Origin of the sequence: Methylosinus sp. (assembly GCF_036560965.1) — a bacterium.
Lineage (GTDB): Bacteria > Pseudomonadota > Alphaproteobacteria > Rhizobiales > Beijerinckiaceae > Methylosinus.
Map to the genome: position 1 here is coordinate 1 of NZ_DATBQF010000025.1, position 21217 is coordinate 21217.

Genomic DNA, 21217 nt, shown 5'->3' on the forward strand with positions numbered 1-21217 from the left:
TAGGCCGTGAACGTCGCGCCGCCCGACTCCGCCAGAACCTTGGTGATCGCCGCCGTCAGCGACGTCTTGCCATGGTCCACGTGACCGATCGTGCCGATGTTGCAATGCGGCTTCGTGCGTGCGAATTTTTCCTTGGCCATGGCCACACTCCTTATGAGACTTTATCCGTGACGCTCGAGACGATCAGGCGTATTTGGCCTGGACCTTCTTCGACTCCGCCTCGGGGACCTGGTCGTAGTGATCGAATTGCATCGTGTAGTTCGCGCGTCCCTGGCTGAAGGAACGCAGCTGATTGACATAGCCGAACATATTGGCGAGCGGCACCATCGCCTCGATGACCACCGCATTGCCGCGCATGTCCTGGCCCTGGATCTGGCCGCGGCGCGAATTGAGATCGCCGATGACCGAGCCCGTATATTCTTCCGGCGTCACCACCTCGACCTTCATGATCGGCTCGAGCAGCACGGAGCCGCCCTTTTGCAGCGCGTCGCGAAACGCCGCGCGCGAGGCGATCTCGAAGGCGAGCACCGACGAGTCGACATCGTGGAAGCCGCCGTCGATCAGCGTCGCCTTGACATCGACGACCGGGAAGCCGGCGAGAATGCCGGACCCCATGACGCTGTTGATGCCCTTCTCGACGCCGGGAATATATTCTTTCGGCACCGAGCCGCCGACGATCTTCGACTCGAAGACATTGCCGGCGCCGGCTTCGTTCGGCTCGAAAATAATGATGACGCGCGCGAACTGGCCGGTGCCGCCGGTCTGCTTCTTATGCGTGTAGTCGATCTCGACGCGCTTGGTCAGGCGCTCGCGGTAGGCGACCTGCGGCGCGCCGATATTGGCGTCGACCTTATAGGTGCGCTTCAGAATGTCGACCTTGATGTCGAGATGCAGCTCGCCCATGCCCTTGAGGATGGTCTGGCCGCTCTCCTGATCGGTCGAGACGCGGAAGGACGGGTCCTCGGCGGCGAGCTTCTGGAGCGCGATGCCGAGCTTCTCCTGGTCGGCCTTCGACTTCGGCTCGATGGCGATCTCGATGACCGGCTCCGGGAACTCCATGCGCTCCAGAATCGCCGGCTTCAGCATGTCGCAGAGCGTGTCGCCGGTGCGGGTCTCCTTGAGGCCGGCGAGAGCGACGATGTCGCCCGCATAGGCCTCCTTGATGTCCTCGCGGTTATTGGCGTGCATCAGCAGCATGCGGCCGACGCGCTCTTTCTTGTCCTTGGTCGAGTTGAGCACGGTCGTGCCCGAGTCGATCTTGCCGGAATAGACGCGGCAGAAGGTGATGGTGCCGACGAAGGGGTCGTCCATGATCTTGAAGGCGAGCATGGAGAAAGGCTCGCTGTCGGACGGATTGCGGGTCAGCTCGGCGCCGGTGTTCATATCGACGCCCTTGATCGCCTCGCGATCGATCGGCGACGGCAGATAGTCCACGACCGCGTCGAGCAGCGGCTGCACGCCCTTGTTCTTGAAGGCCGAGCCGCAGAACACCGGATGAAAGGCGGTGTAGCGGACCGCCTTGCGGACGAGCCGCTTCAGCGTCTCCTCGTTGGGCTCCTGGCCATCGAGATAGGCGGCCATCACGTCATTGTCGAGATCGACCGCCGCCTCGATCAGCGTCAGGCGATATTCCTTCGCCTTGTCGAGGAGGTCTTCCGGAATCTCTTCGTCGTGATATTTCGCGCCGAGGCCTTCGTCGTCCCAGACCACCGCCTTCATGCGGACGAGATCGATGATGCCCTTGAAGTTATTCTCGGAGCCGATCGGCAGCTGCATGCAGATCGGCTTGCCGCCGACCTTGGTCACGATATCGTCGACGCAGCGGTAGAAATCGGCGCCGATCTTGTCCATCTTATTGACGAAAACGACGCGCGGAACGGCATATTTGTCGGCCTGACGCCAAACCGTCTCGGTCTGCGGCTCGACGCCCTGATTGCCGTCGAGAACGCAGACGGCGCCGTCGAGCACGCGCAGCGAACGCTCCACCTCGATGGTGAAGTCGACGTGGCCGGGCGTGTCGATGATGTTGAGACGCTTGCCATTCCAGAAGGTCGTCGTCGCGGCCGAGGTGATGGTGATGCCGCGCTCTTGCTCCTGCTCCATCCAATCCATCGTCGCGGCGCCTTCATGCACCTCGCCGATCTTATGGCTCTTGCCGGAGTAATAGAGAATGCGCTCGGTCGTCGTCGTCTTGCCCGCGTCGATGTGGGCCATGATGCCGAAGTTGCGATAGTCTTCGATGGGATGGCTACGGGGCATAGCAGATGTCCTCGATCAGAGGGCGACGAAAAAGGGTTACCAGCGATAGTGCGAGAAGGCGCGGTTCGCTTCCGCCATGCGGTGCGTGTCCTCGCGCTTCTTCACCGCATTGCCGCGGTTGTTGGAGGCGTCGAGCAGCTCCGCCGAAAGACGATCGACCATCGTCTTGTCGTTGCGAGCGCGCGCCGCCGTGATGATCCAGCGGATCGCCAGCGCCTGACGGCGCTCGTTGCGAACCTCGACCGGCACCTGATAGGTGGCGCCGCCGACGCGCCGCGAGCGCACCTCGATCGCCGGAGCGACATTCTCGAGCGCCTGCTTGAAGATCTGCAGAGGCTCGCTCTTCGCTTTGGCCTCGATCACGTCGAAGGCGCCGTAGACGATCGCCTCGGCGACCGACTTCTTGCCATCGTACATGATGGAGTTCATGAATTTGGTCACGACGGAATCGCCGAACTTGGCGTCCTCGATGATTTCCCGCTTTTCGGCGCGGTGGCGACGCGACATGCTCTCGCTCCTTACTTCGGACGCTTCGCGCCGTATTTCGAACGGCGCTGCTTGCGGTCCTTGACGCCCTGCGTGTCGAGCACGCCGCGCAGAATGTGATAGCGCACGCCTGGAAGATCCTTCACGCGGCCGCCGCGGATCATGACCACCGAGTGCTCCTGAAGATTGTGGCCCTCGCCCGGAATATAGCCGATGACCTCGAAGCCATTGGTGAGGCGCACCTTCGCGACCTTGCGGAGAGCCGAGTTCGGCTTCTTCGGCGTCGTCGTATAGACGCGCGTGCAGACGCCGCGCTTCTGGGGGCAGGCCCCGAGATGGCGGGACTTCTCGCGGTAGGTCTTCGGTTGCCGCGGCTTGCGGATCAACTGGCTGATCGTCGGCATTCCAGGTCCTTCGCTCCGGATCCTCGCGCTCTCGTCATCGAGCGCTCGGCGAATTGGCGAATAATCGAAACCTCGCTGGCGTTCCCTAGAACGCAAGCGAACCGAGCGCCCTCGGCCTTCCGGCCCAAGGCGCTCCTCATGCAGAGGACCCCGAATCCGGGGTCGTGCCTTCCTGTCGGGCGCTCGCGCGCCCCATGATTACCAACTGCGTGGCAGTCTCAGGTGAGGCCGACAGCGTTTAAGTTCGAAGGATCGCGAGCGCGGCGCTTGCGACGACATGAACTTACGGCCTGTCGAAAGTGGGCGGAACCTAATGTCGCTCTACCCCCGCGTCAAGCGCAGATTGTGTCACGCAGAAGAAAATTAGTCTTCGGCGCGAAACGGCGAAAGGCTCGGCTGCGAAAGAGCGTTGGTCGCGGCCGCTCGCAGGGCGAAGGTCACGCTTGTACGCGCTTTGCCGCGCGATCGTCGATTTCGCTTCGGACGCGGCGTCTCTTCCCTCCGCAAAGAAGACGGGCTATCGCTGCGCTTTCCCTTACGCGCAATTGCCGCCGGTTACGAGCAAGCGACGCCCCTTACGAGCAAGTTTCGCCCCTTAACGAGAAAGTGCCGCAGGATGAAGCTCCCCAATCAATTCTACCGCCCGCTCGCGATCGGCGCGCCGGCGCCCATGCGCGAGCCGCCGGTCAAGGTCGAGCGGATGATTCACTTCGTCCCGCCGCATCTGGAGAAGCTGCGCGCCAAGGTGCCGGAGCTGGTCAAGCAGGTGGATGTCGTGCTCGGCAATCTCGAGGACGCGATTCCCGCCGACGCCAAGGAAGCCGCCCGCAAAGGCTTCATCGAAATGGCGAGGTCGACCGAGTTCGGCTCCACCGGCCTGTGGACGCGCATCAATTCGCTGAACTCTCCCTGGGTTCTCGACGATCTCGTCGAGATCGTCGCCGCGGTCGGCGACAAGCTCGATGTCGTCATGCTGCCCAAGGTCGAAGGGCCCTGGGACATTCATTATCTCGATCAGCTGCTGGCCCAGCTCGAGGCGCGCAACGGGGTGAAGAAGCCCATTCTCATTCACGCCATTCTGGAGACGGCGGAGGGCGTCAAGAACGTCGACGCCATCGCCGCGGCGAGCCCGCGCATGCACGGCATCAGCCTCGGGCCGGCCGATCTCGCGGCCTCGCGCGCGATGAAGACGACGCGCGTCGGCGGCGGTCATCCGGATTATCGCGTCCTCGCCGACGCCGATCCCGGCCAGGGCCTGCGCCCGTCCTATCAGCAGGATTTGTGGCACTACACCATAGCGAAAATGGTCGACGCCTGCGCTTCGGCCGGCATCAAGGCGTTTTACGGGCCGTTCGGCGATTTCTCCGATTCGCCGGCCTGCGAATCGCAGTTCCGCAACGCCTTCCTGCTCGGCTGCGCGGGCGCCTGGTCGCTGCATCCGACGCAGATCGCCATCGCCAAGCGCGTGTTCTCGCCCGATCCGGCGGAAGTCGCCTTCGCCCGCCGCGTGCTGGAGGCGATGCCGGACGGCACGGGCGCGGTGATGATCGACGGCCGCATGCAGGACGACGCCACCTGGAAGCAATGCAAGGTGGTCGTGGACCTCGCCCGCCAGGTCGCCGCCAACGATCCGGACTATGCGGCGATCTATGGTTTTTGAGCCATCGCGCGGGCGGTCCGCCGCCCGCGCGCCGGCGTTGACGCGAGCAGCGGCGCTGCGCTACCGTTTCGAATGGTGTGCAGCGTAACAACGGCGTCGATCGATATGACGAGAGAGTGTATCGCCAAATTCACGATCGGGCAGGTCGTCAAGCACCGCCGCTATCCGTTTCGCGGCGTGATCTACGACGTCGACCCCGAGTTCGCCAATACGGAGGAATGGTGGCTGTCCATTCCGGAGGAAGTCCGGCCGCGCAAGGACCAGCCCTTCTACCATCTCTTCGCCGAGAATTCGGAGACCGAATATGTCGCCTATGTCTCCGAGCAGAATCTCGTGCCCGACAATTCCGGCGATCCTGTTCGCCACCCGCAGGTCGAGGAGACCTTCGAGCGGTCGTCCGACGGCTTCTATCGCGTGAAGTCGGCCAACAAGCGGCACTGAAAGACGAATCGCCGCTCCGCGGACCCCTCCCCGGCGGGGAGACGTCCGCGGAACGCCGCAATCATTTGCCCGCCGGCTTCGGCTGGCTCTCGAGCTTCTTGCGCTCCTCGTCGGCCTTTTTCTGGAGCTCGTCCTGGAGCTTCTTCTGCTGCTCCTCGAGCACCTTCGGATCGACGGGCGGCCCGTCATAGGATTTGCCGAAGCCCGACAGCGGCAAGAGGAAGGTCACCTCGTTGTTGACCTGATTCTTGACGATGATCGTCATCTTGTCGGCCTTCTTCATCTGATCGATGAGCGCCGCCTTGACCTTGGCCTGAGCGAAGCAGCCGTTGGGGAAGCAGATCTCGAACTCGCCGGCCTCCAGCGCGCCGGCGCCGACCGCGAAGCGGAAGCCGGGCTTCAGCAGCAGGCCCGGCGGCAGCAGCAGACGGATGATCTTGCTGTCGTCGCCCTTGGGGTCATAGACCGCGAGCGCCAGCAGCGGCTGGTCGGCCTGAGCGCCGAAGTCGCGCGTCGTGTAGCAGATTTCCTTCTTCGTCTGCTGATCCGCGCCGCAGACCTTGGTCCATTCCGGCTGCACGGGGACGAGATCGGCCTTGATCGGCCCCTGAGGAGCCTGCTGCTGCGCCGGAGCGGGCGCAGGCGCCGGAGCCTGCGTCGGAGCCTGCGCAGGGGCTGCAGGCTTGTGAGCCGGCGGCTTTTGCTGGGCTTGCGCCGCCCCTGCCGAAACGAGGAAGACCCCCGTCAGAACCGCAGCGACGATCCGCGGAAATTGCATTGGCATAAGTCGTCCTTTCGAGTAGTGCACGATCGAGTGGGCGCACGGGGCGTCATTCGCGCGAGGAAAGAGCCTCTTATCTCCCGTCCTCGGTCTTCGCCCTGGGACGGGGCGAAAGGTAGACGGCTAGCCTCATACAAAATCGACGCGCCGAATTCCAGCGGGCGCCTCACAGCTCGAGCAAAACCGCGCAGCGCGCGGGGACGAGACGCCCAAGCCTGCGCAGCCCTCGTATTTCCAAGAAGATATGTGAATACCCCGAGTTCGTCGGAGACGTCTTGTCCCGGTCCTCTCGCCCTGGAATATGGTCTGCCCATGACGATTCGAGCGATTCGCGCCACAGTTCTCGCCACGCTTTTCCCCTTGTTCTTCGCAGGGGCGCAAGGCGCGAGCGCCGTCGCAGCGCCAAGCCATGGCCTCGCCATGCATGGCGAGCCCGCCCTTCCCGCCGATTTCGACCATCTCCCCTATGCCGATCCGCAGGCCAGGCAGAGCGGACGGCTGCGAATCGGCCTGCAAGGCGCCTTCGACAGCCTCAACCCATTCAACCTCAAGGCCGGCTCCACCGCGCAGGGGCTGGAGGGCAATGTCATTCAGCGGCTGATGGCGCGCTCGCTGGACGAGCCCTTCACCGTCTATGGCGTCCTCGCGCGCTCGATCGAGGTCGATGATTCGCGCGAGCATGTGACCTTTCGTCTCGATCCGCGCGCGCGTTTCTCGGACGGCGCGCCGCTCACCTCGGCGGATGTGCGCTTTTCCTTCGATCTGCTGAAAGCCAAAGGCCGCCCGCAGCAGCGGAGCGCCTATGGGCTCGTCAAGCGCGTCGAGACGCCGGACGCGCAGACGATCAGCTTCGATCTCACCGGCGCCAATGATCGCGAGCTGCCGCTGATCCTCGGCTTTCTGCCGGTGCTGCCGAAGCATGCGACCGATGTCGAGCATTTCACCGACGCCACGCTGAAGCCGCCGCTCGGCTCCGGCCCCTATGTCGTCGAGGACGTCGAGCCGGGCGCGAGAATCGTGCTGAAGCGCGATCCCGCCTATTGGGGCAAGGATCTGCCGACGCAGCGCGGCCTCTACAATTTCGATCAGATCGACGTGAATTACTTCCGCGACGCCAATTCGCTGTTCGAGGCCTTCAAGGCCGGCGTCGTCGATTTTCGCGAGGAGACCAACACCACGCGCTGGGCGAGCGGCTACGACTTCCCGGCCGTGCGCGACGGCCGCATCGCCGTCGAGACGCTGCCGAGCCCCGGCCCCAAGGGCATGGAGGGCTTCGTCTTCAACACGCGGCGGCCGATGTTCGCCGATGCGCGCCTGCGCGAGGCGCTGGGCCTGATGTTCGATTTCGAATGGATCGACGCCAATCTGTTCTCCGGCCTCTACACGCGCACCAAGAGCTTCTTCGACGAATCGGAGCTGGCCTCCACCGGCCGGCCGGCGAGCGAGGCGGAGCGCGCCCTGCTCGCCCCCTTCCCCGGCGCCGTGCGCGAGGACATTCTGGAAGGCCGCTGGCGGCCGCCCGTCCATGACGGCACCGGCCGCGACCGCGAGCCGGCGCGCCGCGCCTTGGAGCTGCTCGGCGAGGCCGGCTACAAGATCGTCGACAATGCGCTGGTCAAGGACGGCGCCCCGCTCTCTTTCGAGATCATGGTCGCCAATCGCGACCAGGAACGGCTCGCGCTCTTCTTCGCCTCCTCGTTGCAGCGCATCGGCGTCGCGGCGAATGTGCGCCTCGTCGACGAGGTGCAATATCAGCGCCGCCGCCAGAAATTCGAGTTCGACATGATGTTCGGGACATGGACGGCCTCGGCCTCGCCCGGAAACGAGCAGCGGATGCGCTGGGGCTCCGCAAGCGCCGCGCAAGAAGGCTCCTATAATCTCGCCGGAGCCTCCTCTCCGGCGATCGACGCGCTCATCGCAGCGCTGCTTTCCGCACGCGGACGCGAGGATTTCGTCGCCGCCGTGCGCGCCTATGACCGCGCGCTGCTTTCCGGTTTCTACATCGTGCCGCTCTATCACTCCTCGACGCAATGGATCGCTCACTCCACGAAAATCGCGAGGCCGTCGACATTGCCCCGCTACTCTCCCTTGTTTGGCGCCACGCTAGAGACCTGGTGGAGGACGGAGCCTTGAGTCTCGCAGACAGCAGCCGCCGCGACGACGCCCTGGCGCGCGCGCATCCGCTGACCATGTTCGGCCTCGACGCGCTGATCGCCGGCGCCGCCCGGCTGCGCCCGACGCGCATCGCCGCCGGCGACGCGTCGACGGGCGCCGAGATCGACCACGCCGAGCTCGACCGCCGCGTCGCCGCCTTTCGCGCCGATCTGCGCAGCTTCGATTTCCAGCCCGGCGAACGCATTCTGCTGTTGGCCGCGCCGAGCGCGGCGACGCTCGTCGCGCTGATCGGAATCATCTCGGCCGGCCTCGAGCCCGTCGCGGCCCCGCTCGGCCTCTCGCTCGGGGCGATGGCGGCGGGCGCGCGCGCCGTCGCCGCCGCGGCCCTCGTCGCGCCGGCGACGATCGGCGGCGAGAGCCTCGAGGAGCTCGTCTTCGGCGTCGCCGCTCAGGCGCCCTCGGTGCGGCTCATCGGCTCGCTCGGCCCCGGGACGATCGACGGCGCCGTCGATTTCGGCCCACGCTCGCGCAGCGAAAACGATTCGCCCGCCGCGACACGCGCCGTCCCGAGCAAGAAAGTGCTCATCGGCGCGCTCGACCAATATGGCGCGCCGCATTTCCACGAGCAGGCGGGACTGATCTCGGCGAGCCTCGGCCTCATCGCCAGGGCGCATGTCAATGGCTCGGCGCCGCTGCTGTCGCTGGTGTCGCCGGGCTCGATCGGCGGGCTCGTCGCAGGGCCGCTCGCCGCGCTGCTCTCCGGCGCGCCGCTGCATTTCCTGGCGCCCTTCGACGGCGCCGCTTTTCTCGCGGCGCTCGATGCGCTCGGCCCGGCGCGGCTCATCGCGCCGCGCGCGGCGATGGCCGATCTCGACGCCGCCGGCCTGCTGAACAGCGGCGCGCTGCTCGCCTGCATCGCCGTCCATCGCGCCGGCGAGGAAGCGCCCGCCTTCGAGCCCTCGCATCCCTATTCCTGCCCGACCGTCGAGATCGGCGCCGACGGCGCCCTCCGCGCTCCCGCGCGAGGGCCGATCGGCCGCGCCGGCTATTGAGCGAGCCCCGTCCCCAGCCCGCGCCCGCGAATAGCGCGGGAGAGGGAGCGAGGGGCGCTCCCGTCACGTCGCGGCCGCCCGCCGTCCGACGAGCGCCGCCAGCGTCACGTTCTCGCGCTCCAGCGCCTCGAGAATCCCGCTCTTGATGCGCCCGACCAGCCCCGGCCCCTCATAGACGAGCGCGCTGTAGAGCTGCACCAGGCTCGCGCCGGCCTCTATCTTGGCCAGCGCCGCGGCGGCCGAATCGACCCCGCCGACGCCGATCAGCGGAAACTGCCGCTCGACGCGCAAAAACGTCTCGGCGAGCATTTTCGTCGAGAGATCGAAGAGCGGCGCGCCCGAGAGTCCGCCCGCCTCTTTCGCGAAAGGCGAGGCCAGCGTCTGCGGCCGCGCCAAAGTCGTGTTGGAGACGATCATCCCGTCGATTTCCCGCGCGCGCGCGACGCTCACCACATCGTCGAGCTGCGCGAGCGACAAATCCGGCGCGATCTTCAACAGAACGGGACGGCGGCGCTTGGCCCGCTCGCGCGCCGAGAGCACGCGCGCCAAAAGCTCGGAGAGCGCCGTCTTCTCCTGCAGATCGCGCAGCCCCGGCGTGTTGGGCGAGGAGACATTGACGGTGAAATAGCTCGCCAGCCCCGAGAAGGCGGCGATTCCGCGCTCGTAATCGGCGATGCGATCGGCGGCGTCCTTATTCGCGCCGATGTTCACGCCGACGAGTCCGCCGCGCGAGCGCCGCGCCAGCAGCCGCTCATAAGCGAGCGTATGGCCGACATTGTTGAAGCCGTAGCGATTGACGATTCCGCGATCCTCGGCCAGCCGAAACACGCGCGGGCGGGCGTTGCCGGCCTGCGGCTTCGGCGTCAGCGTGCCGACCTCGGTGAAGCCGAATCCCATGGCCAGCATGGCGTCGGGAACCTCGGCGTTCTTGTCGAAGCCGGCGGCGAGGCCGATCGGATTGGGAAAATCGAGGCCGAAGGCGCCGACCGAAAGGCGCGGATCGTCGCGCGGCGGCCGCGGCGCCGGCATCAGCCGCAAGGCCGCGATCGTCGCCTGATGCGCCGTTTCCGGCGGCAGGCGGCGAACCAGCGCCGTCGCGAGATCGCCGAAAAAGACCTCGATCATTCGAGCAGCCCCGCGAAATCATGGCCGCCGTCCGCGCCCATCGGCGGGGCCGCCACTTTGGCGACGCGCGCGACGGGCAGCGCTCCATAGAGATGCGGGAAGAGATCGCCGCCGCGCGAGGGCTCCCATTTCAGCGCGTCGCCCAGCGGCTCGGCCTCGACGGCGACGAGCAGAAGATCGGCGACGCCGTTGAAATAACGCGCCGCCGTCTCCTCGACCTGCGCGCGCGTCGAGAAATGGATGTAGCCGTCGGCAAGATCGATCCCGGCGCCGGCGAAAACGCCCGCCGCCTCGGCCTCACGCCAGAGGGAAGCGGGGAGAAGCTTGTAGATGAGGGTCATGGCGGAGAGATAGCAGGAGCCGCCCTCGGTCTGATAGAGGAGGCTATCGAATTTCGGCTCCTCTCCCGACCTCCCCGTTGCGAGTGACGCGCAGAGACCCGGAGCTTGCCAATCGCGCCGCGTGGCGGCAATTTCGACTGGAGGGGTTCGGCGGGCTTGCGCCGGAGCGTTCGCGGCCGGGCGACAGGACGAGGGAAAGTCCGAAATCATGATGATGGGCGATTGGATTGCCGACGCAGGCGAAAGACACGAGGGAGGTCCGCCCGGGCTTCGGTCGGGGCGTCTCGACCGCCGGTCGTTTCTGTTCGGCTCCGCCGCGGGTCTCGGCGCGCTGGGACTCGCGGGCTGCGCGACCTCCGACCGCGTGATCCCGGCCGAGGTGGCGAAGCTCTACGGGCCGGCGCCCGACGAGAAGTTCCCGATCCCGGCGGTCGATCTCCGCATGGTCGATCCCAAATATTATCGCCAGACTGTGCGCTACGACACCAAGGAAGCGCCCGGAACGATCATCATCGATCCCGGCAATTACTTCGTCTACCGCATCGAAGGCGACGGAAACGCCACCCGATACGGCGCCAATGTCGGGCGCTCCGGGTTTCTGTGGAGCGGCGAGGTCTATGTGGGGCGCAAGGCCGAATGGCCTGTCTGGACGCCGCCCAAGGAGATGATCTTGCGCCAGCCGGAGGCGCGCAAATACGCCGGCGGCATGCCGGGAGGCCTGGGCAATCCGCTCGGCGCCCGCACGCTCTATCTCTATAAGAACGGCGTCTATACGGTCTACACGATCTACAGCACCAGCGATCCCGAGACCATCGGAACCGGCGTGACGAGCGGCTGCACCGGCCTCCTCAGTCAGGATATGATCCACCTCTACGCTCGAACGCCGATCAAGACGAAGGTGGTCATTCTGCCGGCATAGCCCCCGCAGCTCGGCGGAAACTTTGGCGCCCCTAACGCGGAAAATCGAGCTGGTCGGAGCGTCGAGCGATGCGCGCAGCCCGCTTCGCGCCTATCTTCACCGCCATGACGCCCGCCCAATTCCACGCCTCCCTCGCCGCAGAGACGCCCCCTGCCCTCTCGCCGCCGCTGCTCGCGCTGTGGAAGACCGCCAAAGGCGATTGGGACGGCGCGCATAAATGCGTCGATAGCTCCGGCGAGGCGGACGCCATGTGGGTACACGCCTTTCTGCATCGCGCGGAAGGCGATCTCGACAACGCCGCCTATTGGTACGCGCGCGCCGGCAAGCCGCCCGCGACCGTCCCGCTCGCCGAAGAATTCGAGGCGATTCTCGCCGCTCTGCTGGGGACCAGCCCCTCACCCTGAGGAGCCGGAGAAGCCGGCGTCTCAAAGGGTCGGGCGCCCCCGCCTTCTGGAGCATTCTTCGAGGCTTTTTGCCGCGCAAGAAGCGCCTCAGTATGAGGGAGCGATATCCCTCGAAGCGAGAATCGCGCGGGCCTTGGCGGCGTCTTCGCGCATTTGCGCGGTGAGCGCATCGAGCGAATCGAATTTCGCCTCGCCGCGGATGAAGCCGATGAAGGCGACCTCCACCGTCTCGTCATAGAGATCGCCATCGAAATCGAAGACGAAGACCTCGAGCAGCGGCGCCCCCTCCGCCTCCACCGTCGGCCGGCGGCCGAAATTGGCGACGCCCTCGCGCAGCGCGCCGCCCGCCTCCAGCGTCACCGCGTAAATGCCGTGGCGCAGCTTGTTGGAGGGGTCGAGCGCGATATTGGCGGTCGGAAATCCCAAAGTGCGGCCGAGCTGGCGGCCGCGGCCGACGACGCCCTCGACGAAATAAGGATGACCGAGCAGACGCGCCGCCAGCGCGACATCGCCGGCCGCCAGCGCCTCACGCGTCGCGGTGGAGGAGACGGCCTCGAGGCTTCCCGCTTCGTCCTGGGTGATTCGCGGCACGATCTCGACCTGAAAGCCGAGGCGCTCGCCCTCGGCGCGGAGAAAGTCTGGATTGCCGGCTCGCTTGGCCCCGAAGCAGAAATCATAGCCCGCCACCGCCGCCGAGACGCCGAGCCGTCGCGCGAGAATCTCCTCGGTGAACTCCTGCGGCGGTCGCGCCGCGAAATCCTTGTCGAAGGTGAGGATGACCATGCCGTCCAGGCCGAGGCGCGCCAGCAACGCGGCCTTGGCGTCGGGCGGGGTCAGGCGGAAGATGATCGATTTTCCGGCGAAGCAATCGGCCGGATGCGGCTCGAAAGTGAGCAGCGCGCAGGGCTTGCCGAGCGTTTGCGCCAAAGCCTGCGCATGGGCGATGACGCCGCGATGCCCGCGATGCAGCCCGTCGAAATTGCCGATGGCGACGACGGCCCCCTCGAGCCCCGGCGGCGGAGCGAGCGGATCGCGGGCGACGATGAAGGGATGCGCGGAAGGCAAGGCGGCGTCCAAGGCTTTGTGCGGTGCAGGAGCCGGCTCACTTTGGTTCGGATGGCGCGCCATGTCCAGAGCGCGAGGGTCGCAGGCGGGCAGCTAAAGAACGTGGCCGCCGCGCCTCTACGCCGGGCGCTACTCAGACTCGAGTATTTGTTCGGCTAGTTTGATGACGCTCGTATTTGGAACATAGACATTCTGTCCCGAGGCCTTGGCCGCGGCGTAAGCTTTGAGGTAGGCTTCGAGATCATCGGGCGTGATCTTGCGGCCATTTTGCAGGCTCACATCACCTTGGGGGCCGCCGCCGTCTCTCATTTGGAAAAGGGTTTGCGCCAGATCGAAGGCTGCCTTGGTTTGGCTCGGATCGGGATCAAGAAAGTTTCCGTGGCTGTCGGTGCGGATACCTAGTTGATCGCCGTCGCTATTATAGTAACCGCCGTCTTTTATGGTGACGCCAGTCGTGCGTTGAACCAGATCTATATCCGACGACGTCAAAAAAGCGAGCACATTGACCGGTTTCCCGGCCGCCATAACGGCGTCCAAGGTTGGTCGGGAGCATCCGAAATAGCCTTCCTGTATCTGCTTTTGCGTTGGCGTGTCAGTCTTGAAAATAGTTGAGAACTCATCCTGGTCGCCGTTTCTAGATGAATTATTGATCTTCGTTGCAGAGCGCTGCTGAAGAAAAACATTTTGACTGTTCGAGCTATAGATCTGCATTGTATTCTAAAGCCCCTATTAGAATCGAAAATATTTTGCGATGTCATTCTTGCGCGAGGCTGATTCGCCCGCTTCCAAGATGAGGGCGGCTTCGGCCCGATGGCTCTGGGCCAAAAGAGCCTCCGCTTCGCGGCAAATTAACCTTTCTCCCCTTGCATGGCGGCGCCACCCCTTTCGGCCGGGCCAAAGGCGATCTCGACAGCGATGACGCGCAGCAGAAAGAGACGATGCCTCGCCTTCATCATCGTCTGCGCCGCCGCCGCGGGCTGGCTCTGGCCGCATCTCGCCGGCGTCGGGGCGATGGCGCTCGCCTATGTCGGCGTGCTGCATCTCGCCGTGCTCGCCTATGAGGAGATCGCCTTTCCGCAATATAGCGAGGCGATGAGCCCGGAGGATTACGAGCATTTCTGCGCCGCCTTGCTGCGCGAGGCGAGATGGAGCGCCCGCGTCACCCGGCTCAGCGGCGATCAGGGCGTCGATGTCGTCGCCGAGAAGCGCGGGCGCAGGATCGTCGTCCAGTGCAAGAAATATTCGAAGCCGGTCGGCAATCGCGCCGTGCAGGAGATCGTCGCAGCGATCGCGCATGAGGCGGCCGAGCGCGGAATCGTCGTCGCCGCCAAGGGCTATACGGCGAGCGCGGTGCAGCTCGCCGCCTCCAATGAGGTGCTCTTGCTGCACCATTCGGAGCTGACGAAGATCGACCGCCTGCTCAGGCGGCCTCTTCTATCGGCGTGACGCTGACGCTGACGTCGAGCTTCTGCTTTCCGGCGACGAAAATGACGCCGTCGATCGGCGAGACATCGGCATAGTCGCGGCCGAGCGCGATGACGATATGATCGTTCAGAGCCAGTATGGCGTTGGTCGGATCGACGCCGAGCCAGCCGAGCTCGCGGCCGCACCAGACGGAAATCCAGGCGTGGGAGGCGTCGGCGCCCTCGAGCTTCACCGCGCCCGGCGCCGGGATCGTCCGAATATAGCCGCTGACATAGGCCGCCGGCAGGCCGAGCCCGCGCAGCCCGGCGATCATGATATGGGCGAAGTCCTGGCAGACGCCGCTGCGCTTCTCGAACGCCTGGGCGAGCGGCATGGCGACATGCGTGGTGTTGGGGTCGTAGACGAAATCCCGCCTGATCCGCCGCATCAGCTCGGCGGCGCCCTCCAGAATCGGCCGTCCCAGCGGAAAGCTCTGGCGCGCGTAGGCGGTCGCCGGCTCGTAGAGCGGCGCGAGCCGGCTCGGGAACATGAAATGCGCCGGCGCGTCGGGGCCGAGCGCGGGCGTCGCCAGCGCCTGGGCCCGCACGGCCTCCCAGGGCGGCGTCGACGCCTCCGCGGGCGGGTCGGCGCGCTCGACGCGCACGCGCGCGCTCATCGCTATGCCGAGCTTCACATGGGGCGCGTCGATCTGCGCCTCGGCCACGCGATTGCCGTAGAAATCGACGCGCTCGCGCCACTCGCGCGGGCTGGGCGTCACATCGATGCGGCCGAAGACGACGCGCTGTCCGGCGTCGTCGCGCGGCAACAGGCGCAATGCGCAGCGCGCCGCGGCGACGGGCGCCTCGTAGCTGTAGGTGGTCACATGGGTGATGTCGTAGATCACGCTAATCGGATCGGCTCTTCGAAATGCGCGGCATTGGAGCCCTGCAGGAAATAGCGGGCCGCGAGCGCATCCGCAAGGCTCATCAAGCGCTGCTCGATGGCGAAGATTTTGGCGGCGTCCAGCTCGGCGGCGTTCGCCACCTCGATCTCGGCGCGCAATTTCACCGCGAGACGGCGCGGCGCCTCCAGCAGCCCGTCGTGACGCAAGGTCGGCAGCGAGGAGAGATGCTCCTCGATCTTGGCCACTTGAAAGCCCACCGAGCGGGGATTGTAGGGATCGAGCACCGCCATATCGAGCGCAGGCGCGAGAGCGGCGCCGGCGAGATAGCGCGAGCGATAGGTGATCTGCGAATCGATCAGCTCGAGCAATGTGTCGAGACTGTCGATCGTCGCGCCCTCGTCGGCGAATTGGCGGGAGAAGCGGCAGGCGTTGATCGCCCGCTCGACGCGCTTGCCGAGATCGAGGAAGCACCAGCCGGCGACGCGGTTGAAATTCTCGTCGATGAGGCCGGAGAGCGCCGCCAATATATGCAGCGACTGCTCGACGCCCTCCAGAATCGCCGGCTCGGAGGCGCCGCCGGAGGAGAAATCGTCGAGGCGGCTCTCCAGCAGGCGGACGAGATGCCAAATGTCCTGCGACAGGCGCTCGCGCACGATGGAGGCGGCGTGCTTGGCCGCATGGGCGATGGAGAGCGCCGAGCCCGCCGTCTCGGTTCCGGCGGCCGCCGCCAGGGCGAGCTCCGCCGCCGAGAGCCGCGGGTCGCGCGTCGGCGCCGCGCCCCAGGCCAGCAGCAGCCGCTCCAGCCGCTCGATCGGCTGACGGCCGCTGTAATTGGGCGCATCCGCCTCGGTCAGGCGATTGCACAGCGAGCGCACCAGCCGCAGCGTCGCCTCGGCCCGCTCGAAATAGCGGCCCATCCAGAACAGATTGTCGGCGGCGCGGCTCGGCAGATCGCCGACCATGCGGACGATCTCTATGTCGTCGCTGGTCGGCAGCAGCGTGGAATTATCGGTCGGCCGGTCGCCGAGCACCCAGACATCGGCCGATTGCGCGCCCGCCCCCATGGAGATGGCGCGCACGTCGAGCCGGTCCGACACGCGGCAGAAGCCGCCCGGCATCACGCGCCAGCCGTCGGCCGTCGCGGCGGCGAAGACGCGCAGCGCAAAAGGGCGCGGGACCAGCGCGCCGTCCTTCCAGGCCGGCGTGGTCGAGAGCTGGACCACCTCCTGGCCGACATAATCCATGCCGCGCGCGCGCATCGCCTCGGTGAGACGGGCGCGCTCGGCCGCGTCGAACTCCGCGCCCAGCGCCACGCGGCGGCCGGGAAAGCCGGCGAGCTGCTCGCCGAAGGCCGGCGCGACGGCGCGATCGTCGAGCGAGGCCAGCACGGAGTCGCGGGCCTCGTCCTGGCCGCACCACCAGGTCGCGATATTGGCGAGGCGCAGATCCTCGCCCAGCAGGCGCCGCGCGATGGCCGGCAGGAAGGACAGCAGCGCGCGCGATTCGATGAGGCCGGCGCCCGGCATGTTGGCGAGGGTGACATTGCCCTCGCGGATCGTGTCGAGCAGGCCCGGCACGCCGAGCTGGGAGGCGGCGTTCAGCTCGAGCGGGTCGCACCAATCGGCGTCGACGCGCCGCCACACCACATCGACGCGCTTCAGCCCGGCGATGGTGCGCACATGCAGCTTGCGCTCGCTGGCGACGAGATCGGCGCCCTCGACGAGCAGAAAGCCGAGATAGCGCGCGAGGCTCACCTGCTCGGAATAGCTCTCGCTGAACGGGCCCGGCGTCAGCAGGCAGATGCGCGGGTCCTTCTGCTGCGCCGCCTTGGCGAGCGCCGCGCGAAAGTCGCGGAAGAAGGGCGCCAGCCGCTCGACCTTCATGTCGCGATAGAGGCGCGGGAAGGTGCGCGCCATCACCAGACGATTCTCGAGCGAATAGCCGGCGCCCGAGGGCGCCTGGGCGCGGTCGCCGAGCACCCACCAGCGCCCGTCCGGTCCGCGGCCGATCTCGGCGGCGTAGAAGCGCAGCCAGCGCCCGCCCTGCGGCGTCGCGCCGCTCATGGCGCGGACATAATCCGGCGAGCCGGCGATCACCGCCGCCGGCAGCGCCCCCTCCTGGACCAGGCGCTGCTCGCCATAGGCGTCGCGCAGCACCATGTCGAGCAATTCGGCGCGCTGGGCGACGCCGGCGGCGATCTCCCGCCATTCGGCCTGCGGCAGCAGCAGCGGCAGCCGGCTCAGCGGCCAGGTGCGCTCTTTGGTTTCGCCGAGCACGCGATAGGAGACGCCCATATCGCGGATGCGCCGTCCGGCGGCGGCGAAACGGTCGTCAATGTCCTCGCGGCTGAGGCCCCCGAGCGTGTCGAGCAGGCTCGCCCAATGGGGGCGCACGCGCCCGTCCGGCCCGACGAGCTCGTCCGGCACGCCCTCCAGCGGCGCATAGCGGGCGATCCAGGAGGCGACTCGACGCGCCGTGTCTCCCGGGGCCGCGTCGATCATCCGCTCAGCCGGCACAATTCCTCCGCAGGTCCAAAGTCAGCGGGAACTCTCCCGCCGGCTCCTCGCGCGGCGGCCTCACCCTGCCGGGCGTATGGCCGTGATCCTGGAACCGCGACAGCCTGCGAGCCTCCGCCTCATGGGAGTTTACCGGAAAAGTGTCATAGCTGCGACCGCCCGGATGGGCCGTGTGATAGACGCAGCCGCCGAGCGAGCGCTCGCTCCAGCTGTCGATGACGTCGAAGGTCAGCGGCGCATGGTCGGGAATGGTCGGATGCATGCCGGAGGGCGGCTGCCAGGCCTTGAAGCGCACGCCGGCGACCGCCTCTCCCGAGGCGCCGGCGCTGGTCATCGGCACGCGGCGGCCGTTGCAGGCGATCACATGCCGGCCGGGGACGAAGCCCTTGGCCTTCACCTCCACGCGCTCCACGGACGAATCGACGAAGCGCGCAGTGCCGCCGGCGACGCCCGACTCGCCGAGCACATGCCACGGCTCCAGCGCCTGCCGGATCTCGAGCTCGACCCCGCCATGCTCGATACGGCCGGCGAGCGGGCAGCGGAACTCCTTCTGCGCCTCGAACCACTCCGGCTCGAAGGCGTAGCCGGCGCTCTGAAGATCGCCGAGCACGTCGAGGAAATCGCGCCAGACGAAATGCGGCAGCATGAAGCGGTCGTGCAGCGCCGTGCCCCAGCGGACGAGGCCGCCGCCCTGCGGCTCGCGCCAGAACCAGGCGACGAGCGCGCGCAGCAGCAATTGCTGCGCGAGGCTCATGCGCGCGTCCGGCGGCATCTCGAAGCTGCGGAACTCGACGAGGCCGAGGCGGCCGGTCGAGCTGTCCGGCGAATAGAGCTTGTCGATGCAGATCTCGGCGCGATGCGTGTTGCCGGTGACGTCGACGAGCAGATTGCGGAACAGCCGATCGACGAGCCAGGGCGGAAAATCCGTCTCTCCCGCCTCCGGCACATTTCCCAGCGCGATCTCGAGCTCGTAGAGCGCTTCGTGACGCGCCTCGTCGACGCGCGGCGCCTGGCTCGTCGGGCCGATGAACAGGCCCGAGAAAAAATAGGAGAGCGCCGGATGACGCTGCCAATAGAGCACGAGGCTCTTCAAGAGGTCCGGCCGCCGCAGGAACGGCGAATCGAACGGCGTGCGGCCGCCGAGCACGACATGATTGCCGCCGCCCGAGCCGGTCTGGCGGCCGTCGATGAGGAATTTATCCGCTGTGAGCCGCGCCTGCCGCGCATCCTCGTAAAGGCCGATCGTCGTCGCGACGGCGTCGCGCCAGCTGTCGCCGGGATGAATGTTCACCTCGATGACGCCGGGGTCCGGCGTCACCTTGATGACCTCGAGACGCGGATCGACGGGCGGCGGATAGCCCTCGATCTGGATCGGCAGGTTCATCGCATTGGCGGTCGTCTCCACGGCGGTCAGCAGCTCGAGATAATCCTCGAGCCTTTCGGTCGGCGGCATGAAGACGCAGAGCGCGCCGTCGCGCGGCTCGATAGCGAGCGCCGTGCGCACCGCGCCCTCGACGATGACTTGCTCGGTCGGCTTCTGGCGGTCCTCGAGCGCCCGGCTCTCGTAGATTTGCAGGAGATCGGCAGGGTCCGGCAGCGCGCCGCGCGGCTCGGTCGGGTCCTGCGGATAGGAAAAGGGATAGGCGCTCGGCGGCACCCAGGGCAGCGAGCCGAGCGGCAGACGCAGGCCGATCGGCGAATCGCCGGGCGCCAGAAAGAGGCGGCCGCGGCGTAAAGGCCAACGCTCCGACACCCAGCGCCGCTCGGCGCGCGCATTCCAGCGCTGCACCGGCAGCACATAGCCTACCGGATTCGCCAAGCCGCGCTCGAAGGCGCGCAGCATGCGGCTGCGCTCCTCGGCGTCGTCGATCTTCGAATCGAGCGGATCGACATTGACCGGAAGCGCGCCCTCCTTCAGCAGCCAGTGCGACGGGTCCTCATAGGCCGGGATGACATAGCCCCGCCCGAGGCCGAGACGCTCGGAGAGATCGACGACGAAGGCCTCGTTTTGCTGCGGCGTCAAGGTTTTGGGCGAGTCGATGCGGGCGGCGAGCTCGGGATTGCGCCAGACCGGCTTGCCGTCCTTGCGCCAATAGAGCGCGAAAGCCCAGCGCGGCAGGCTCTCGCCCGGATACCATTTGCCCTGCCCGTAATGCAGGAAGCCGCCTTTGGCGAAACGCTGCTGAAGGCGCCGCACGAGATCGTCGGCGAGCGCTCGCTTGGTGGGGCCGACGGCGGCGATCGTCCATTCCGGCGCTTCGAAATCGTCGATCGAGACGAAAGTCGGCTCGCCGCCCATGGTGAGGCGCACGTCCTGCGCCTTCAAATCCGCGTCGACCGTCTCGCCCAGCGCATCGAGCCGCGCCCAGGCTTCGTCGGAGAAAGGCGCGGTGATGCGCGGCGCCTCGCGGATGCGCTGCACGCGCATCTCGAAGCCGAACTCCACCTCCGCCGGCTCGACGAGGCCGGAGAGCGGCGCCGCCGAGCGATAATGCGGCGCGCTGCACAGCGGCAGATGGCCTTCGCCGCAGAAGAGGCCCGAGGTGGCGTCGAGGCCGATCCAGCCGGCGCCGGGGATATAGAGCTCGGCCCAGGCGTGCAGATCGGCGAAGTCGTGATCGGTTCCCGTCGGTCCTTCGATCGGATCGACATCCGCCTTCAATTGGATGAGATAGCCGGAGACGAAACGCGCCGCGAGGCCGAGGCTGCGCAATATCTGCACGAGCAGCCACGCGGAATCGCGGCAGGAGCCGGCGCTCGCCGCCAGCGTCTCGTCCGGCGTCTGCACGCCGGGCTCCATGCGGATGACATAGCGAATGTCGTTTTGCAGCCGCGCGTTGAGATCGACGAGGAAGGGCACGATCGCGATGGGCTCGCGCGGCCGCACGCTTTCGACATAGGCGCGGGTCAACGGCCCGAGCGGCTCGATCTCGAGGCAGGAGGCGAGCTCGGCGCGAAGCTCCTCCGGATAGGCGAAGGGAACGGTCTCGGCATAGGGCTCGACGAAAAAGTCGAACGGATTGTAGACGGCGATCTCCGCATGGAGATCGACCTCGACGCGGAACTCCTCGGCCTTTTCCGGAAAGACGAGGCGCGCCAGCCAATTGCCGTGCGGGTCCTGCTGCCAGTTGATGAAGTGATTGGCCGGCGCGATCTTGAGCGAGTAGCTCGACACGCGGGTGCGGCAATGGGGCGCCGGGCGCAGCCGGATCACCTGCGGCCCCAGCGCGACCGGCCGGTCGTATTTATAGTGCGTGAGATGGTGGAGCGCGACCTTGATCGACACGGGACCTGCTTCGCCTGGTCGGAGCGACGCCGGAAAAGCGGCGACGGACGATTAG

General features: G+C 66.7%; 19 protein-coding genes. 7 read left to right on the top strand and 12 right to left on the bottom strand.

Features of this window, described 5'->3' with window-relative positions; translation table 11 throughout:
- The 4 genes from VIF40_RS08210 to rpsL form a co-directional block, all read right to left on the bottom strand.
- On the bottom strand, positions 1–140 hold a 140-nt coding region (locus tag VIF40_RS08210), incomplete at its 3' end, for a GTP-binding protein (RefSeq protein ID WP_243934179.1).
- A gap of 43 nt (positions 141–183) precedes the next feature.
- Positions 184–2259 (bottom strand): elongation factor G, encoded by a 2076-nt coding sequence (gene fusA / locus VIF40_RS08215; protein ID WP_331937041.1) that lies wholly within the window; start codon positions 2257–2259, stop codon positions 184–186.
- A gap of 36 nt (positions 2260–2295) precedes the next feature.
- Positions 2296–2766, bottom strand: coding sequence for a 30S ribosomal protein S7 (gene rpsG, locus VIF40_RS08220; RefSeq protein WP_331937042.1), 471 nt, complete (start codon positions 2764–2766; stop codon positions 2296–2298).
- Positions 2767–2777: 11 nt separating this feature from the next.
- The gene (gene rpsL / locus VIF40_RS08225) at positions 2778–3149 is read right to left on the bottom strand and encodes a 30S ribosomal protein S12 (protein ID WP_003610013.1); all 372 of its coding nucleotides are present in this window, start codon (positions 3147–3149) and stop codon (positions 2778–2780) included.
- A gap of 616 nt (positions 3150–3765) precedes the next feature.
- Between rpsL and VIF40_RS08230 the strand changes: the two genes are divergently transcribed.
- Both VIF40_RS08230 and hspQ read left to right on the top strand, forming a co-directional pair.
- The gene (locus tag VIF40_RS08230; protein WP_331937043.1) at positions 3766–4809 is read left to right on the top strand and encodes a CoA ester lyase; all 1044 of its coding nucleotides are present in this window, start codon (positions 3766–3768) and stop codon (positions 4807–4809) included.
- 105 nt (positions 4810–4914) lie between these two features.
- On the top strand, positions 4915–5250 hold the full coding sequence (hspQ, locus tag VIF40_RS08235) for a heat shock protein HspQ (RefSeq protein WP_331937044.1): 336 nt from the start codon (positions 4915–4917) through the stop codon (positions 5248–5250).
- Positions 5251–5311: 61 nt separating this feature from the next.
- Here the strand turns inward: hspQ and VIF40_RS08240 are convergent, their stop codons facing one another.
- A complete protein-coding gene (locus VIF40_RS08240) occupies positions 5312–6034 on the bottom strand; it encodes an invasion associated locus B family protein (RefSeq protein WP_331937045.1) in 723 nt (240 codons plus the stop codon).
- 309 nt (positions 6035–6343) lie between these two features.
- Between VIF40_RS08240 and VIF40_RS08245 the strand changes: the two genes are divergently transcribed.
- Together VIF40_RS08245 and VIF40_RS08250 are read left to right on the top strand one after the other, a co-directional pair.
- Entirely contained in the window at positions 6344–8164 is a 1821-nt protein-coding gene (locus VIF40_RS08245) for an extracellular solute-binding protein (RefSeq protein ID WP_331937046.1), read from the top strand.
- Entirely contained in the window at positions 8161–9198 is a 1038-nt protein-coding gene (locus VIF40_RS08250) for an AMP-binding protein (protein ID WP_331937047.1), read from the top strand. Before VIF40_RS08245 ends, VIF40_RS08250 begins: the two co-directional genes overlap by 4 nt.
- A 63-nt stretch (positions 9199–9261) precedes the next feature.
- Here VIF40_RS08250 and VIF40_RS08255 read toward each other — a convergent pair whose 3' ends face one another.
- The gene (locus VIF40_RS08255; protein WP_331937048.1) at positions 9262–10323 is read right to left on the bottom strand and encodes a quinone-dependent dihydroorotate dehydrogenase; all 1062 of its coding nucleotides are present in this window, start codon (positions 10321–10323) and stop codon (positions 9262–9264) included.
- Positions 10320–10664, bottom strand: coding sequence for a DUF952 domain-containing protein (locus VIF40_RS08260; RefSeq protein WP_331937049.1), 345 nt, complete (start codon positions 10662–10664; stop codon positions 10320–10322). The genes VIF40_RS08255 and VIF40_RS08260 overlap by 4 nt, the downstream gene beginning before the upstream one ends.
- A gap of 208 nt (positions 10665–10872) precedes the next feature.
- Here VIF40_RS08260 and VIF40_RS08265 point away from each other — a divergent pair, with 208 nt between their 5' ends.
- Positions 10873–11583 (top strand): L,D-transpeptidase, encoded by a 711-nt coding sequence (locus VIF40_RS08265; RefSeq protein ID WP_331937050.1) that lies wholly within the window; start codon positions 10873–10875, stop codon positions 11581–11583.
- A 104-nt stretch (positions 11584–11687) separates the two neighbouring features.
- A complete protein-coding gene (locus VIF40_RS08270) occupies positions 11688–11987 on the top strand; it encodes a hypothetical protein (protein WP_331937093.1) in 300 nt (99 codons plus the stop codon).
- 87 nt (positions 11988–12074) lie between these two features.
- Here VIF40_RS08270 and VIF40_RS08275 read toward each other — a convergent pair whose 3' ends face one another.
- Both VIF40_RS08275 and VIF40_RS08280 read right to left on the bottom strand, forming a co-directional pair.
- A complete protein-coding gene (locus tag VIF40_RS08275) occupies positions 12075–13064 on the bottom strand; it encodes a bifunctional riboflavin kinase/FAD synthetase (RefSeq protein ID WP_331937051.1) in 990 nt (329 codons plus the stop codon).
- Positions 13065–13181: 117 nt separating this feature from the next.
- Entirely contained in the window at positions 13182–13763 is a 582-nt protein-coding gene (locus tag VIF40_RS08280) for a hypothetical protein (protein ID WP_331937052.1), read from the bottom strand.
- 204 nt (positions 13764–13967) lie between these two features.
- Here VIF40_RS08280 and VIF40_RS08285 point away from each other — a divergent pair, with 204 nt between their 5' ends.
- A complete protein-coding gene (locus VIF40_RS08285) occupies positions 13968–14498 on the top strand; it encodes a restriction endonuclease (RefSeq protein ID WP_331937053.1) in 531 nt (176 codons plus the stop codon).
- Here VIF40_RS08285 and VIF40_RS08290 read toward each other — a convergent pair.
- Genes VIF40_RS08290 through VIF40_RS08300 form a run of 3 tightly spaced genes read right to left on the bottom strand, consistent with a single transcriptional unit; the run spans position 14473 to position 21162 of the window.
- Positions 14473–15360 (bottom strand): transglutaminase family protein, encoded by an 888-nt coding sequence (locus VIF40_RS08290; protein ID WP_331937054.1) that lies wholly within the window; start codon positions 15358–15360, stop codon positions 14473–14475. The two genes, VIF40_RS08285 and VIF40_RS08290, sit on opposite strands and share 26 nt — an antisense overlap.
- Positions 15357–17861 (bottom strand): circularly permuted type 2 ATP-grasp protein, encoded by a 2505-nt coding sequence (locus VIF40_RS08295; protein ID WP_331937055.1) that lies wholly within the window; start codon positions 17859–17861, stop codon positions 15357–15359. Before VIF40_RS08295 ends, VIF40_RS08290 begins: the two co-directional genes overlap by 4 nt.
- Before the next feature lie 4 nt (positions 17862–17865).
- Positions 17866–21162, bottom strand: coding sequence for a transglutaminase family protein (locus tag VIF40_RS08300; RefSeq protein ID WP_331937056.1), 3297 nt, complete (start codon positions 21160–21162; stop codon positions 17866–17868).
- Positions 21163–21217: the final 55 nt, after the last annotated feature.

What these genes read in the sequence shown, in the direction of transcription:
- VIF40_RS08255 (WP_331937048.1), bottom strand. Translation starts at nt 10,323, where the DNA reads ATGATCGAGGTCTTTTTCGGCGATCTCGCGACGGCGCTGGTTCGCCGC.
- fusA (WP_331937041.1), bottom strand. Translation starts at nt 2,259, where the DNA reads ATGCCCCGTAGCCATCCCATCGAAGACTATCGCAACTTCGGCATCATG.
- rpsG (WP_331937042.1), bottom strand. Translation starts at nt 2,766, where the DNA reads ATGTCGCGTCGCCACCGCGCCGAAAAGCGGGAAATCATCGAGGACGCC.
- VIF40_RS08295 (WP_331937055.1), bottom strand. Translation starts at nt 17,861, where the DNA reads ATGATCGACGCGGCCCCGGGAGACACGGCGCGTCGAGTCGCCTCCTGG.
- VIF40_RS08240 (WP_331937045.1), bottom strand. Translation starts at nt 6,034, where the DNA reads ATGCCAATGCAATTTCCGCGGATCGTCGCTGCGGTTCTGACGGGGGTC.
- VIF40_RS08265 (WP_331937050.1), top strand. Translation starts at nt 10,873, where the DNA reads ATGATGATGGGCGATTGGATTGCCGACGCAGGCGAAAGACACGAGGGA.
- VIF40_RS08230 (WP_331937043.1), top strand. Translation starts at nt 3,766, where the DNA reads ATGAAGCTCCCCAATCAATTCTACCGCCCGCTCGCGATCGGCGCGCCG.
- VIF40_RS08260 (WP_331937049.1), bottom strand. Translation starts at nt 10,664, where the DNA reads ATGACCCTCATCTACAAGCTTCTCCCCGCTTCCCTCTGGCGTGAGGCC.
- hspQ (WP_331937044.1), top strand. Translation starts at nt 4,915, where the DNA reads ATGACGAGAGAGTGTATCGCCAAATTCACGATCGGGCAGGTCGTCAAG.
- VIF40_RS08245 (WP_331937046.1), top strand. Translation starts at nt 6,344, where the DNA reads ATGACGATTCGAGCGATTCGCGCCACAGTTCTCGCCACGCTTTTCCCC.
- rpsL (WP_003610013.1), bottom strand. Translation starts at nt 3,149, where the DNA reads ATGCCGACGATCAGCCAGTTGATCCGCAAGCCGCGGCAACCGAAGACC.
- VIF40_RS08285 (WP_331937053.1), top strand. Translation starts at nt 13,968, where the DNA reads ATGACGCGCAGCAGAAAGAGACGATGCCTCGCCTTCATCATCGTCTGC.
- VIF40_RS08270 (WP_331937093.1), top strand. Translation starts at nt 11,688, where the DNA reads ATGACGCCCGCCCAATTCCACGCCTCCCTCGCCGCAGAGACGCCCCCT.
- VIF40_RS08280 (WP_331937052.1), bottom strand. Translation starts at nt 13,763, where the DNA reads ATGCAGATCTATAGCTCGAACAGTCAAAATGTTTTTCTTCAGCAGCGC.